Source organism: Citrobacter freundii ATCC 8090 = MTCC 1658 = NBRC 12681 (assembly GCF_011064845.1).
Classification (GTDB): domain Bacteria; phylum Pseudomonadota; class Gammaproteobacteria; order Enterobacterales; family Enterobacteriaceae; genus Citrobacter; species Citrobacter freundii.
Genome location: NZ_CP049015.1, coordinates 4,180,894 through 4,194,890 on the forward strand (window position 1 = coordinate 4,180,894; position 13,997 = coordinate 4,194,890).

13 protein-coding genes are annotated in these 13,997 nt (G+C 50.7%); 7 read left to right on the forward strand and 6 right to left on the reverse strand.

What is annotated here, in order from left to right:
- The first annotated feature begins 88 nt into the window (after window positions 1-88).
- Window positions 89-940: a helix-turn-helix transcriptional regulator gene (locus tag G4551_RS20055; protein ID WP_003838145.1), complete on the forward strand. Its 852-nt coding sequence runs from the start codon at window positions 89-91 to the stop codon at window positions 938-940.
- Between the two features lie 40 nt (window positions 941-980).
- On the opposite strand, the gene parE is transcribed toward G4551_RS20055, so the two are convergent.
- From parE to nudF, 5 genes are read right to left on the reverse strand one after another with little or no spacing between them, the layout of a single operon-like run.
- Window positions 981-2,873, reverse strand: coding sequence for a DNA topoisomerase IV subunit B (gene parE, locus G4551_RS20060; RefSeq protein ID WP_003024571.1), 1,893 nt, complete (start codon window positions 2,871-2,873; stop codon window positions 981-983).
- Between the two features lie 28 nt (window positions 2,874-2,901).
- Window positions 2,902-3,483: an esterase YqiA gene (gene yqiA, locus G4551_RS20065; protein WP_003024575.1), complete on the reverse strand. Its 582-nt coding sequence runs from the start codon at window positions 3,481-3,483 to the stop codon at window positions 2,902-2,904.
- Window positions 3,483-4,310, reverse strand: a complete 828-nt coding sequence (gene cpdA, locus G4551_RS20070) for a 3',5'-cyclic-AMP phosphodiesterase (RefSeq protein WP_003838143.1) — start codon at window positions 4,308-4,310, stop codon at window positions 3,483-3,485. Before cpdA ends, yqiA begins: the two co-directional genes overlap by 1 nt.
- Window positions 4,311-4,334: 24 nt before the next feature.
- Window positions 4,335-4,757: a DUF1249 family protein gene (locus G4551_RS20075; RefSeq protein ID WP_003024582.1), complete on the reverse strand. Its 423-nt coding sequence runs from the start codon at window positions 4,755-4,757 to the stop codon at window positions 4,335-4,337.
- Window positions 4,754-5,386 (reverse strand): ADP-ribose diphosphatase, encoded by a 633-nt coding sequence (gene nudF / locus G4551_RS20080; RefSeq protein ID WP_003024585.1) that lies wholly within the window; start codon window positions 5,384-5,386, stop codon window positions 4,754-4,756. Before nudF ends, G4551_RS20075 begins: the two co-directional genes overlap by 4 nt.
- Window positions 5,387-5,585: 199 nt before the next feature.
- Here nudF and tolC point away from each other — a divergent pair, with 199 nt between their 5' ends.
- The 3 genes from tolC to G4551_RS20095 all read left to right on the forward strand — a co-directional run bounded on the left by tolC (window position 5,586) and on the right by G4551_RS20095 (window position 9,065).
- Window positions 5,586-7,064, forward strand: coding sequence for an outer membrane channel protein TolC (gene tolC, locus G4551_RS20085; protein ID WP_085951568.1), 1,479 nt, complete (start codon window positions 5,586-5,588; stop codon window positions 7,062-7,064).
- Between the two features lie 157 nt (window positions 7,065-7,221).
- Window positions 7,222-7,899, forward strand: coding sequence for a DUF1190 family protein (locus tag G4551_RS20090; RefSeq protein ID WP_003024591.1), 678 nt, complete (start codon window positions 7,222-7,224; stop codon window positions 7,897-7,899).
- Between the two features lie 5 nt (window positions 7,900-7,904).
- Window positions 7,905-9,065, forward strand: a complete 1,161-nt coding sequence (locus G4551_RS20095; RefSeq protein WP_003024594.1) for a glutathionylspermidine synthase family protein — start codon at window positions 7,905-7,907, stop codon at window positions 9,063-9,065.
- Window positions 9,066-9,150: 85 nt separating this feature from the next.
- On the opposite strand, the gene ygiD is transcribed toward G4551_RS20095, so the two are convergent.
- Window positions 9,151-9,939 (reverse strand): 4,5-DOPA-extradiol-dioxygenase, encoded by a 789-nt coding sequence (gene ygiD / locus G4551_RS20100; RefSeq protein WP_003024597.1) that lies wholly within the window; start codon window positions 9,937-9,939, stop codon window positions 9,151-9,153.
- A 147-nt stretch (window positions 9,940-10,086) separates the two neighbouring features.
- Between ygiD and zupT the strand changes: the two genes are divergently transcribed.
- From zupT to G4551_RS20115, 3 genes are all read left to right on the forward strand, one after another.
- Entirely contained in the window at window positions 10,087-10,860 is a 774-nt protein-coding gene (gene zupT / locus G4551_RS20105) for a zinc transporter ZupT (protein ID WP_003024600.1), read from the forward strand.
- A 640-nt stretch (window positions 10,861-11,500) separates the two neighbouring features.
- Entirely contained in the window at window positions 11,501-13,297 is a 1,797-nt protein-coding gene (locus G4551_RS20110) for an aryl-sulfate sulfotransferase (protein WP_003838134.1), read from the forward strand.
- A 23-nt stretch (window positions 13,298-13,320) separates the two neighbouring features.
- The gene (locus G4551_RS20115) at window positions 13,321-13,989 is read left to right on the forward strand and encodes a thiol:disulfide interchange protein DsbA/DsbL (protein WP_003838133.1); all 669 of its coding nucleotides are present in this window, start codon (window positions 13,321-13,323) and stop codon (window positions 13,987-13,989) included.
- Window positions 13,990-13,997 lie beyond the last annotated feature (8 nt).

Consider the following 13,997-nt stretch of genomic DNA (forward strand, 5'->3'; position numbering starts at 1 on the left):
AGAATTAAAGTAAAACAGTGATTGAGAAAATTTAAAAATAGGGTTTATAAATTACCATTCGGCGGCAAAAATTTAAATTTATTGCACTATGACTTTATCCTCACCACAAGAACGTCTGGAGCTGATCGCCCTTAATGATGCGGTTGCGTCGTTCAGCCGTTTATTCGCCAATACGGTGCGTTATCACCACTGGCATCAGTGTCTGGAAGTGCTGTATGTGGAAGAAGGCTTTGGCGTGGTTACGGTTGACCATAAGCAATACACCATGCGACCGGGACGAATGTTCTTTTTCCCGCCGTTTACCCTACACAAGATCTGGGTCGATGAGCAGGCGCGGGATGGTTATCGACGTACCATTATTCATCTCGATCAACATGCGATACTGAAGGTGCTGCGCGACTTGCCTCATACTCAACAGCATCTGCAAAATCTGAGCATTCGCGGCAGTGAAGCATGGGTCGTCGACGCGGCGAATGTTCATCCACATGTTGATTTTCTCTTCAGCCGTTATGAAAAAATGGCCGCTCAAAAACCGCTGAGCACTGAGCAGGTTGCCTGTCTGTTAGTCAATTTATTCAGCCTGTTACCCGACGATAATGGCAATATGCCGGAAATTAGCAGCGGAATTGCCAGTCAGGTGATGTTCTGGCTGGATGAACATTACACTCACAAATTTAGTCTGGCAGCGCTGGCGCAGGAACTGAATAAATCAAAAAGCTATGTATCCCGCCGCTTCCAGATGGAAACGGGCGAGAGCATTCTCGACTATCTCAATACGCTGCGGTTACGCAAAGCCTGTGAAGCGCTGTTACACAGTGAAATCAGCGTGCGGGAGATTGCTCAAAAGGTGGGATTTTCAGAGGTAACATACTTCATCAGCGCCTTCGGTAAAGGCATTGGCGAGACGCCGTTGCAGTATCGCAAGCGGCATAAACAATAACGCCGGAAAGCACGTTGCTTTTCCGGCATTCAACGGTCAATTAGCCTTCGAGATCCGCCAGGTCGCCTTTCTCTTGCAACCAGTTACGACGGTCTTCAGAACGCTTCTTGGCCAGCAGCATATCCATCATTGCGTTGGTGCGCTGATCGTCTTCATCATCGATAATGAGCTGCACCAGGCGACGGGTGTTCGGATCCAGCGTGGTTTCACGAAGCTGCATCGGGTTCATTTCACCCAGTCCTTTAAAGCGCTGCACGTTCGGCTTACCTTTCTTGCGCTTTAACTGCTCCAGTACGCCCGCTTTCTCTTCTTCCGTCAGCGCGTAATACACCTCTTTACCGAGGTCGATACGGTATAACGGCGGCAGCGCCACGTACACGTGACCGTGTTTCACCAACGTGCGGAAGTGCTTCACAAACAGTGCGCACAGCAGCGTGGCGATGTGCAGACCATCGGAGTCCGCATCCGCCAGGATACAGATCTTACCGTAACGCAACTGGCTCAGATCGTCGCTGTCCGGATCGATACCGATCGCCACCGAAATATCGTGCACTTCCTGAGACGCCAGAACTTCATCAGAAGATACTTCCCAGGTATTGAGGATCTTACCTTTGAGCGGCATGATCGCCTGATATTCACGATCGCGCGCCTGTTTGGCGGAACCACCTGCGGAGTCACCTTCGACGAGAAACAGTTCGGTGCGGTTAAGATCCTGTGCAGTACAGTCCGCCAGTTTACCCGGCAGCGCCGGGCCGCTGGTCAGCTTTTTACGCACCACTTTTTTCGCCGCGCGCAGACGACGCTGGGCGCTGGAAATCGCCATCTCAGCCAGCAGTTCGGCTGACTGTACGTTCTGGTTCAGCCACAGGCTGAAGGCATCTTTCACCACGCCAGAAACAAACGCCGCACACTGACGCGAAGAGAGGCGTTCTTTGGTTTGTCCGGCAAACTGCGGATCCTGCATTTTTACCGACAGCACGTAAGCACAGCGATCCCAGATATCTTCCGCCGACAGCTTCACGCCGCGCGGCAAAATATTGCGGTATTCGCAGAACTCGCGCATCGCATCCAGCAGACCCTGACGCAGACCGTTGACGTGCGTCCCGCCCTGCATAGTTGGGATCAGGTTCACATAGCTTTCGGTCAGCAGCTCACCGCCTTCCGGCAGCCAGAGCAGCGCCCAGTCCACCGTCTCCGTCTCACCGCTGAAATTACCGATAAACGGTTTTTCCGGCAGCGTCGGTAGGCCATTCACCGCTTCGCTCAGATAGTCATTCAGACCATCCTGGTAGCACCAGCGCTGTTCGCTGTTGTTGACCTCATCCTTGAAGGTGATTTCAACGCCCGGGCACAGTACCGCTTTGGCTTTCAGTACGTGCGTTAAGCGCGAAACAGAAAAACGCGGGCTGTCAAAGAAGCTTTCATCCGGCCAGAAGTGCACGCTGGTCCCGGTATTGCGTTTGCCGCAGGTACCGACAACCTGTAAATCCTGCACTTTATCGCCATTCTCAAACGCGATGTTGTATACCTGCCCATCGCGGCGTACGTTCACTTCCACACGTTTGGACAGGGCGTTAACAACGGAGATCCCCACACCGTGCAGACCACCGGAGAACTGGTAGTTCTTGTTGGAGAACTTGCCGCCCGCGTGCAGACGACAGAGGATCAGCTCAACCGCCGGAACGCCCTCTTCAGGGTGAATGTCTACTGGCATGCCGCGTCCGTCATCAATGACTTCCAGAGACTGGTCGGCATGTAAGATCACGTCCACGCGTTTCGCGTGGCCCGCCAGTGCTTCATCCACACTGTTATCAATCACTTCCTGTCCAAGATGGTTCGGACGGGTCGTATCGGTGTACATCCCAGGGCGACGGCGTACCGGCTCAAGCCCAGTGAGTACCTCAATGGCATCAGCGTTATAAGTTTGCGTCATGGTTTAAATAAGCAATTCGAATTGATCGTCAGAAACTGTGCAGTCCAAGGAAATCGACAATCGGGTTGAAATAATCTTCGAAGCCCGTGAATGCGTGGTTTCCGCCCTCAATAACTGTCTGACGGCAGGAGGCGTAATACGCCACCGCCTGGCGGTAGTCCAACACTTCATCGCCCGTTTGTTGGAGCAGCCAGATCAAATCCGGCGCTTCCAGCGGGTCAATCTGCATGACTTTAAGATCGTAAATATGGCGTGACTCTAGCACATATTGCTGCCCCGTGTAGGGGTTCTCGTTTTGACCGAGATAGTCGACCAGCAGTTCATAAGGCCGTACAGCAGGGTTCACCACCACTGCCGGCAGCATAAAACATTGCGACAGCCAGGTGGCGTAATAACCACCTAATGAGGAGCCGACAATCCCCAGCGACTCTCCGCCATGTTCAAGAATGATCGATTCCAGCATCTCTGCGGCCTGGGCCGGATACGGCGGCAGCTGCGGTACGATCATCTCAACGTGCGGATGGTGCTCCGCCAACCAGTTTTTCAGCAAACACGCCTTCGCCGAACGAGGAGAGCTATTAAATCCGTGAAGATAGAGAAGCGTAGACATCAGTAGCCTTCTGAAGCGGTATCAGGGTGGAACCGATTACCCTGCAGACGACGTACCTGAGTCTGCAACGTCCCGTCAGCAAAAAGCTCCAGCGTCCGCCAGCCGGGGCTGATGGTATCCAATGTGAAGTTGGAACAGTGCGGCTTAAACTGCACGCAGGTCGACGGCGTCGCCAGCAGGCGGCGTCCGTTCCAGTCCAGATCCAGTTCCTGATGAATATGCCCGCACAGCAGATACTTCACGCGTGGATAATTCACCAGCACGTTATCCAGCTCAGCGGCATTGCGCAGGCTATGCTGATCGAGCCAGCTACAACCCGCAGGCAGAGGATGATGATGCAGAAGCAGCAAGGTATTACGCTCTGGTGCATCAGCAAGTTTACGCTCCAGCCATTCGAGCTGGAATTCACTTAATTCACCGTGGGGAACGCCGAACACCTGGCTGTCGAGCAACAATATTTGCCACTGCTCACCGATGAAAACACGCTTGGCAGGGGAAATTCCCGCGTCCTGCAGCGCGCTGTACATTGCCGGCTGAAAATCGTGATTGCCCGGTAGCCAAACGCAGGGCGCACGAAAGCTTGCGATGCCCTCAGCAAAATGCTGATAGGCCGCAGCGGATTGATCCTGCGCCAAATCACCCGTCGCGACGATCAGATCGTACTCAGGCGACTCTGCATGTATGGCATCCAGTACGGATTGATAACTGTCCCAGGTATTCACACCCAGCAGCGTTTCATGCTTTTCGGCAAACAGGTGAGTGTCTGTAATTTGTAAGATCCTGACTCTGGCCTCACCAGCCAAAGGAAGGGTTAACAGGCTTTCCAAATGGTGTCCTTAGGTTTCACGACGCTAATAAACCGGAATCGCCATCGCTCCATGTGCTAAACAGTACCGTAGCCAGTCGGCCAGAAACTGATTAATTTGATGCTTTTCGTCGCGTTGATGCAACTTTTTATTTGGATAATCATACCGCGCTTTGAAGCGAAAGATCTGCTGACTTGAACACACTTCAGCCACCCTCGCGTCATGATACAGGCGCACAGTCAATGACGGCAGGCTCCAGTATGTGACGGCCGGCGCCGTTTGTTCGATCGCGACAAGCGTAGTGTATCGGGTCGATTCAACGATCGTTAACCGATATTGTGCGTTTGCTACCTGATAGCTCACTGTTTCACCGGCTGCATCATTACGTGGCAGCAGGCGGCGCAATTGCGAATAGTTGGTTTCGCACAGGCGCATCATTTCAGGGAAGTCAGGTGTGTAACGCTTCATTTTTTCCACTCAGTTTTTAACTCTTGATAGTGCAGCTGTAACCATTGCAAGGCGATGACAGAAGCCGCGTTGTCGATTTTCCCCTCTTCTACCCATTGATAAGCCTGCTCCCGGCTCACCACATGAACACGAATATCTTCGTTTTCATCAGCCAGACCATGAATTCCGCTCGCGGTCGTAGCGTCCACTTCGCCAACTAAAATAGACAGGCGCTCACTGGTGCCGCCAGGGCTTGCCAGATAGCTCAGAACGGGTTTCGTACGTTTAACGTCCAGTCCGGCTTCTTCCATCGCTTCACGACGGGCCACATCTTCAACGGTTTCGCCCTCTTCGATCATTCCGGCTACCATTTCCAGTAGCCACGGGCTTTCGCTGGTATCAAACGCCGCGATACGTATCTGCTCGACCAGTACAACTTCGTCCCGCTCAGGGTCAAAGGGTAGCAAGACTGCCGCATGTCCGCGCTCAAAAATTTCGCGCTTTACCTCACCGCTCATACCACCGTTAAACAGGCGATGGCGGAACCGATAAAGATCCAGTGAAAAAAAACCGCGGTATAGCGTTTCTCGTGCAATAATTTCTACATCATTTTTAGTGAAAGTCATTGGCAAGTTGTCTGGTTTACGCATTGTGCTGTCCTGAAACCAATAGTGATTAAAATGTGAATTTCAAGGTCGTTTGACTGATGTTTGAACGCCCTTGTGTTAAATTGATGCAAATTAACGCCGTATGGCACGTAACGCCAACTTTTTGCAGTGGCGGATTCTGCTAGAATCAGCAAATATTTTTACAATTTGATCAGCGCTAAATACTGCTTCACAACAAGGAATGCAAATGAAGAAATTGCTCCCCATCCTTATCGGCCTGAGCCTGTCGGGGTTCAGTACTTTGAGCCAGGCAGAAAACCTGATGCAGGTTTATCAGCAAGCACGCCTGAGCAACCCGGAATTGCGTAAATCCGCCGCCGATCGCGATGCTGCATTCGAAAAAATTAACGAAGCGCGTAGTCCATTACTGCCGCAACTGGGTTTAGGTGCCGATTACACCTACAGCAATGGCTACCGTGATGCAAACGGCGTCAACTCCAACGCCACCAGCGCGTCATTACAATTGACTCAGACGCTGTTCGACATGTCTAAATGGCGTGCCCTGACGCTGCAAGAAAAATCAGCGGGCATCCAGGACGTAACGTATCAGACCGATCAGCAAACGCTGATCCTGAATACCGCTACGGCCTATTTTAACGTACTGAACGCGATTGATGTGCTGTCTTACACCCAGGCACAGAAAGATGCGGTTTATCGTCAGTTAGATCAGACCACTCAGCGTTTTAACGTTGGTCTGGTCGCCATCACTGACGTGCAGAACGCCCGTTCACAATACGACACTGTGCTGGCGAACGAAGTGACCGCGCGTAACAATCTGGATAACGCGGTAGAACAGCTGCGTCAGGTGACCGGTAACTATTACCCGGAACTGGCTTCGCTGAATGTTGATGGTTTCAAAACCAACAAACCGCAGGCGGTGAATGCGCTACTGAAAGAAGCGGAAAACCGCAACCTGACTTTATTGCAGGCGCGTTTAAGCCAGGATCTGGCGCGTGAGCAGATTCGTCAGGCACAGGATGGTCACTTACCAACGCTGGATTTAACCGCCTCTACCGGGGTATCTGACACCTCGTACAGCGGATCTAAAACCAACAGCTCCCAGTATGACGACAGCAACATGGGCCAGAACAAAATCGGTCTGAGCTTCTCGCTGCCGCTGTACCAGGGCGGGATGGTTAACTCGCAGGTGAAACAAGCGCAGTACAACTTTGTTGGCGCGAGTGAACAACTGGAAAGCGCACACCGCAGCGTGGTGCAGACCGTTCGTTCTTCATTCAACAATATTAATGCTTCTATTAGTAGCATTAACGCGTACAAACAAGCGGTTGTCTCTGCTCAAAGCTCATTGGATGCGATGGAAGCCGGTTATTCCGTAGGTACACGTACCATTGTGGATGTGTTGGATGCCACCACCACGCTGTACAACGCCAAACAGCAACTGGCAAATGCGCGTTATACCTATCTTATCAATCAGTTAAACGTCAAATCTGCGCTCGGTACGCTGAACGAGCAGGATTTGGTGGCACTGAACAATACGCTGGGTAAACCGGTATCCACAACGCCGGATACCGTAGCACCGCAAAATCCACAACAAGATGCCGCCGTGAATGACTTTAACGGCACTGGCAATTTGCCTGCGGCTCAGCCGACAGCAGCACGTTCAACCAGCAGCAACGGCAACAACCCGTTCCGTAACTGATGCTGATGACGGGGCTTCGGCCCCGTCTGAACGTAAGACAACGTAAAGATCCGCCCCTTCCTGCGCATTCTCGCCTCTTCCCGCTTCAATTTCGACCAGTCATCCTCTATCCTGAGCATTATTTACTGTGTTTACCACTGGGTCCTGGAAGACAAAAATGAAACGGACAAAATCTATACATCACGCCTCGTTCCGCAAAAGCTGGAGCGCGCGCCATCTGACTCCTGTCGCCCTGGCAGTTACCGCAGTGTTTATGCTCGCGGGCTGTGAAAAGAGTGACGAAACGGTTTCGCTTTATCAGAACGCTGACGACTGCTCTGCAGCGAATCCAGGTAAAAGCGCCGAATGTACTACCGCGTTTAACAATGCGCTGAAAGAAGCTGAACGTACCGCGCCAAAATACGCCACTCGTGAAGACTGTATCGCTGAATTCGGCGAAGGCCAGTGCCAGCAGGCTCCTGCGCAAGCAGGTATGGCGCCGACCGGTGAAGGTCAGGCTCAGGCGCAGAATCAAAGCAGCGGCAGCTTCTGGATGCCACTGATGGCAGGCTACATGATGGGCCGACTGATGGGTGGCGGAATGGGCGCTCAGCAACCGCTGTTTAGCTCGAAAAACCCAGCCAGCCCGGCTTACGGCAAATACACAGATGCCAGCGGTAAAAACTACGGCGCAGCAACGCCGGGTCGCACCATGACCGTACCGAAAACCGCTATGGCACCGAAACCAGCCACCACCTCTACCGTAACCCGTGGCGGATTTGGTGAGTCTGTGGCCAAACAGAGCACCATGCAGCGTAGCGCAAGCGGCACCACCACACGTTCAATGGGTGGCTGATCGTCATGGAAAGAGTCAGTATTGTTGAGCGCCCGGACTGGCGCGATAAAGCCACCGAATACGGTTTTAATTTTCACACTATGTACGGCGAGCCGTACTGGTGTGAAGACGCGTACTACAAACTCACCCTTGCTCAGGTTGAAAAGCTGGAAGAGGTCACCGCAGAGCTGCATCAAATGTGCCTCAAAGTGGTGGAAAAGGTCATTGCCAGCGATGAGCTGATGACCAAGTTTCGCATTCCGAAGCATACCTGGGGTTTTGTCCGCCAGTCCTGGCTGACACAGCAACCGTCGCTGTATTCACGTCTCGATCTGGCGTGGGATGGAACCGGTGAACCCAAACTGCTGGAAAACAACGCTGATACCCCAACCTCGCTGTACGAAGCTGCGTTTTTCCAGTGGATCTGGCTGGAAGATCAGCTCAATGCGGGCAACCTGCCGGAAGGCAGCGATCAGTTCAACAGTCTGCAGGAAAAGCTGATCGAGCGTTTCACCGAGCTGCGTGAACAGTATGGTTTTCAACTGCTACATCTGACCTGCTGTCGTGATACGGTGGAAGATCGCGGCACGATCCAGTATCTGCAGGATTGCGCGGCCGAAGCAGAGATCGCTACAGAATTCCTCTATGTAGAAGATATTGGTCTTGGTGAAAAAGGCCAATTCACCGATATGCAGGATCAGGTGATCGCTAACCTGTTCAAGCTCTATCCGTGGGAATTCATGCTGCGTGAAATGTTCTCCACCAAGCTCGAAGACGCTGGCGTTCGCTGGCTGGAACCCGCCTGGAAGAGCATTATTTCCAACAAAGCACTGTTACCGCTGTTATGGGAAATGTTCCCGAATCATCCGAACCTTCTGCCAGCATATTTCGCCGAAGACGACTACCCGCAGATGGATAAATTCGTTGTCAAACCGATCTTCTCGCGCGAGGGAGCTAACGTCTCCATCATTGAGAACGGTAAAACGATCGAATCCGTGGAAGGACCGTACGGTGAAGAAGGTATGATCGTGCAGCAGTTCCATCAGCTACCGAAGTTTGGCGACAGCTATATGCTGATTGGCAGCTGGCTGATCAACGATCAACCCGCAGGGATCGGCATTCGTGAAGACCGTGCGTTGATCACGCAGGATCTGTCACGTTTCTATCCGCATATTTTTGTCGAATGATTGAGAGTGCCGGGTGGCGGCTCCGCCTTACCCGGCCTACGGCACGAACTTAATGCCCGATAAGCGTAGCGCCATCGGGCGTTCATCACCCAACCTGCACCGACAACATACTTAAACTTCCCATCTCGATACCATCTACAGGGATCGTAACAGACTCTTTACCATCCCATGCCCCGAGAACATACAGCAGCGGCAGATAGTGATCTGGCGTCGGGTTCGACAACGATCCACCTTCATGATCGAGATAGTTCACCAGCGGGTGCTGCTCAGCCGGTCCCTGCCAGGTCAGGTTAGCCTTAACATAATCATTGAATGAGGTTGCCCACGGATATGGCGTGTTCTCACCGTGCCAACGCGCAGTACGCAGGTTATGCACCACGTTACCACTGGCCACCAGCATAATACCCTCATCACGCAGTGCCGCCAGCTTGCGGCCCATCTCAAAATGCCAGGCCGCCGGTTTTGTACTATCGATGCTTAACTGCACCATCGGGATGTCGGCATTCGGGTACATCTTGATCAGTACGCCCCAGGAACCGTGGTCAAAACCCCACGCTTCTTTGTCTAACGCGACGGGTACAGGAGCAAGTAAATCAACTAGGTGCTGCGCCAGTTCTGGCGAGCCCGGAGCCGGGTAATGGGTGTCATACAGCGCTTGCGGAAAACCGCCGAAATCGTGGATCGTTTTAGGCGCTTCCATCGCTGTCACACCCGTTCCACGGGTGAACCAGTGTGCCGAGACCACCACAATGGCTTTCGGACGCGGCAACGTTTCCCCCAGTTGCTGCCAAGCACGGGTATAAACGTTATCTTCCAGAACATTCATCGGGCTACCGTGGCCCAAAAACAATGCTGGCATACGAGTTGAAGACATGATGATATCCTTACTGAGGGAGTCATTTTGATACCATTACAATACGCTTATTCGGTTGATGAAGAACTCAGATAACCATGATGAAGATCATCAGTTATTTTGACGATCCAGTCCGGAAAGCAGATTGATAAGGAGTTTTATTTGTCGATGTCAGTACCTTTACTTCTGACTTTACTGGCAGGTGCCGCCACGTTTATCGGCGCATTTCTCGGCGTGTTAGGGCAAAAGCCTTCCAACCGCGTTCTCGCCTTTTCTTTAGGCTTCGCTGCCGGGATTATGCTACTGATCTCTCTAATGGAAATGCTACCTGCTGCGCTGGCCGCTGAAGGCATGTCGCCAGTGCTAGGCTACGGAATGTTTATCGTCGGCTTGCTGGGCTACTTTGGCCTGGACCGTCTATTGCCGCACGCGCACCCTCAGGATCTGGTACAAAAAACAACGCAGCCTCTACCCGGATCCATTAAACGCACCGCGATTTTATTAACGCTCGGCATCAGCCTGCACAATTTTCCGGAAGGGATTGCGACGTTTGTTACCGCCAGCAGCAACCTCGAGCTGGGCTTTGGTATTGCGCTTGCCGTCGCATTACACAATATTCCAGAAGGATTAGCCGTTGCAGGTCCGGTCTATGCAGCAACGGGCTCCAAACGTACGGCGATATTCTGGGCCGGGATCTCGGGCATGGCAGAAATACTGGGCGGCGTACTGGCGTGGTTAATTCTGGGGAGTCTCATCTCGCCTGTGGTGATGGCGGCAATAATGGCGGCAGTCGCGGGTATTATGGTGGCGCTGTCAGTCGATGAATTGATGCCACTGGCAAAAGAGATCGACCCAAATAATAATCCCAGCTATGGGGTCCTGTGCGGAATGTCGGTGATGGGGTTAAGTCTCGTCATCCTCCAGTCCATGGGAATCGGATAATCCAGAGGGCGGATGCCACCCTGCTATTTTACAGCATCCGCTCATCCATAGCAGAACGTGAAGGACTATTCCTGTTCCTTAATCACGCTGTTATCTTCACCAGAACGTCGGAAGAGTTTGTTTCGCGCCTCAAGCAATGCGTCTCTGTCTTGTCGGAATGCCCGACAATAACGCTTCATATGGCAATAATAACCCAATGCAACGAGTGCAATTAATACGATCCAATACCAGGCAATAAACATTCTTTTACCCTTAACATTTAACATCATTAAACATTTAACGTTAAAATTTTACATAAACTTATTCTGACATACCCCTATAGTGGCATATTTCAGAAACAAATATATGATTTCGATCATATAAACCAGCAGCTATGCCAATAGCTAAAACAGTTATAAAAAAATAAAACTCTGTCGACGAGATCACACTAAGCAATAATAAACATTGTCCTTAAAATACCTCACTCATACTATCCAGAAAACAATAAAAATTAGATTTTGTAGAATAATACACTTCATCAATATTTATATACCCACAATAAAAGTGACATCAGTAGTACCATTTTCATTTTTAGCCATATCGTAAAAACATAATATATTCAGTGAAATTATATTTAAAGTTAATATAAGGAGATATATCCATGTTTAGACAATACCGAAAAACACTTCTCGCTGGCACACTCGCACTGACGTTTGGATTAACCGCTGGAAATTCGTTTGCCGCAGGTTTTCAACCCGCTCAACCTGCGGGAAAACTGGGGGCAATAGTGGTTGACCCATACGGAAACGCCCCGCTTACCGCACTGGTTGAATTAGATAGTCACGTTATTTCAGATGTCAAAGTCACCGTTCATGGTAAAGGTGAAAAAGGGATTCCTGTGACATATGCCGTGGGCAAAGAGTCACTCGCTACCTACGATGGCATACCTATTTTTGGCCTTTATCAAAAGTTTGCCAATAAGGTCACCGTTGAATATAAAGAAAATGGCAAAGCCATGAAGGATGATTATGTGGTGCAAACGTCCGCCATCGTTAATCACTACATGGATAACCGTTCTATTTCCGATTTACAGCAAACGAAAGTTATTAAGGTAGCGCCTGGCTTTGAAGACCGTCTCTATCTGGTGAATACCCATACTTTCACCCCACAGGGGGCAGAATTCCACTGGCATGGGGAAAAAGACAAAAATGCCGGCATCCTGGATGCAGGTCCAGCCGGTGGCGCATTACCTTTTGATATCGCACCCTTTACCTTTGTCGTCGATACGGAAGGTGAATATCGTTGGTGGCTGGATCAAGATGCCTTTTACGATGGCCATGACATGGATATCAATAAGCGCGGTTACTTGATGGGTATCCGGGAAACGCCGCGCGGCACCTTCACAGCCGTTCAGGGTCAGCATTGGTACGAATTCGATATGATGGGGCAGATTCTGGCCGATCATAAGCTACCGCGCGGCTTCCTCGACGCGTCGCATGAATCGATCGAAACAATCAACGACACCGTGTTGCTTCGCGTGGGCAAACGCGATTATCGCAAAGAAGATGGCATCCATGTGCAAACCATCCGCGATCAGATAATTGAAGTAGACAAGTCCGGTCGTGTGGTTGATGTGTGGGATCTGACAAAGATACTCGATCCGATGCGTGATGCGCTTTTGGGTGCACTGGACGCAGGCGCGGTATGCGTCAACGTTGACCTCGCTCATGCCGGTCAACAGGCGAAACTGGAGCCAGATACTCCTTACGGTGACGCCCTCGGAGTGGGGGCTGGTCGTAACTGGGCGCACGTTAACTCCATTGCCTATGATGCCAAAGATGACTCCATTATTATCTCTTCCCGCCATCAGGGTGTTGTCAAAATCGGTCGCGATAAACAGGTGAAGTGGATTCTGGCACCGTCGAAAGGCTGGAATAAGGCGCTGGCAAGCAAGCTGTTAAAACCGGTTGATGATAAGGGCAACGCGCTAAAATGTGACGAAAACGGTAAGTGCGAGAATACTGATTTCGATTTTACCTACACCCAACACACCGCATGGCTCTCGAGCAAAGGGACATTAACCATCTTTGACAACGGCGATGGTCGTGGGCTCGAACAACCGGCATTGCCGACGATGAAATATTCCCGTTTCGTCGAATATAAAGTTGACGAGAAAAAAGGAACCGTTCAGCAAATTTGGGAATACGGAAAAGAACGCGGCTACGATTTCTATAGTCCCATCACCTCGGTTATCGAATATCAGAAAGACCGTGACACCATGTTTGGCTTTGGTGGCTCAATTAATTTATTTGACGTTGGACAACCAACCATCGGCAAGATCAACGAAATTGATTATAAGACCAAAGAAGTCAAAGTTGAGATTGATATTCTTTCAGATAAGCCGAACCAAACGCACTACCGTGCATTACTGGTCCGCCCACAACACATGTTTAAATAATCGCGTTAGATTAAGGATTAATTATGTCATCTAAATGGATTACTTCATTATTTAAAAGCGTGATATTAACCGCCGCACTTGCCTCGTCGTTTGCCGCCTCCGCTTTTACAGAAGGCACTGATTATATGGTTTTAGAGAAACCGATTCCTAATGCTGATAAGACGTTAATAAAAGTATTCAGCTACGCCTGTCCGTTCTGTTACAAATATGATAAAGCCGTGACTGGCCCGGTTTCTGAAAAAGTTGCCGATCTCGTCACCTTCACACCATTTCATCTGGAAACCAAAGGGGAATATGGTAAACAGGCCAGTGAAGTTTTTGCAGTAATGATTGCTAAAGATCAGGCAGCAGGGATTTCATTATTTGATGCCAAATCACAGTTCAAAAAAGCGAAATTCGCTTATTACGCTGCTTACCACGACAAGAAAGAGCGCTGGTCAGATGGTAAAGATCCGGCCGCATTCATTAAAACAGGCCTGGATGCTGCAGGCATGAGCCAGGCAGATTTTGACGCCGCGCTGCAAGATCCCACCGTTCAGCAAACGCTGGAGAAATGGAAAGCGGCATACGACGTCGCCAAAATTCAGGGGGTTCCGGCTTACGTCGTTAACGGTAAATACCTGATCTACACCAAGAGTATCAAATCCATTGACTCCATGGCTGAGCTTGTCAGAGAGCTGGCGACAAAATAAACAGGGAC

Bases quoted from the DNA above. Each gene is read 5' to 3' on its own strand.
- G4551_RS20055 (WP_003838145.1), top strand. From the start codon at position 89: ATGACTTTATCCTCACCACAAGAACGTCTGGAGCTGATCGCCCTTAAT.
- parE (WP_003024571.1), bottom strand. From the start codon at position 2,873: ATGACGCAAACTTATAACGCTGATGCCATTGAGGTACTCACTGGGCTT.
- yqiA (WP_003024575.1), bottom strand. From the start codon at position 3,483: ATGTCTACGCTTCTCTATCTTCACGGATTTAATAGCTCTCCTCGTTCG.
- G4551_RS20075 (WP_003024582.1), bottom strand. From the start codon at position 4,757: ATGAAGCGTTACACACCTGACTTCCCTGAAATGATGCGCCTGTGCGAA.
- nudF (WP_003024585.1), bottom strand. From the start codon at position 5,386: ATGCGTAAACCAGACAACTTGCCAATGACTTTCACTAAAAATGATGTA.
- tolC (WP_085951568.1), top strand. From the start codon at position 5,586: ATGCAAATGAAGAAATTGCTCCCCATCCTTATCGGCCTGAGCCTGTCG.
- G4551_RS20090 (WP_003024591.1), top strand. From the start codon at position 7,222: ATGAAACGGACAAAATCTATACATCACGCCTCGTTCCGCAAAAGCTGG.
- G4551_RS20095 (WP_003024594.1), top strand. From the start codon at position 7,905: ATGGAAAGAGTCAGTATTGTTGAGCGCCCGGACTGGCGCGATAAAGCC.
- ygiD (WP_003024597.1), bottom strand. From the start codon at position 9,939: ATGTCTTCAACTCGTATGCCAGCATTGTTTTTGGGCCACGGTAGCCCG.
- zupT (WP_003024600.1), top strand. From the start codon at position 10,087: ATGTCAGTACCTTTACTTCTGACTTTACTGGCAGGTGCCGCCACGTTT.
- G4551_RS20110 (WP_003838134.1), top strand. From the start codon at position 11,501: ATGTTTAGACAATACCGAAAAACACTTCTCGCTGGCACACTCGCACTG.
- G4551_RS20115 (WP_003838133.1), top strand. From the start codon at position 13,321: ATGTCATCTAAATGGATTACTTCATTATTTAAAAGCGTGATATTAACC.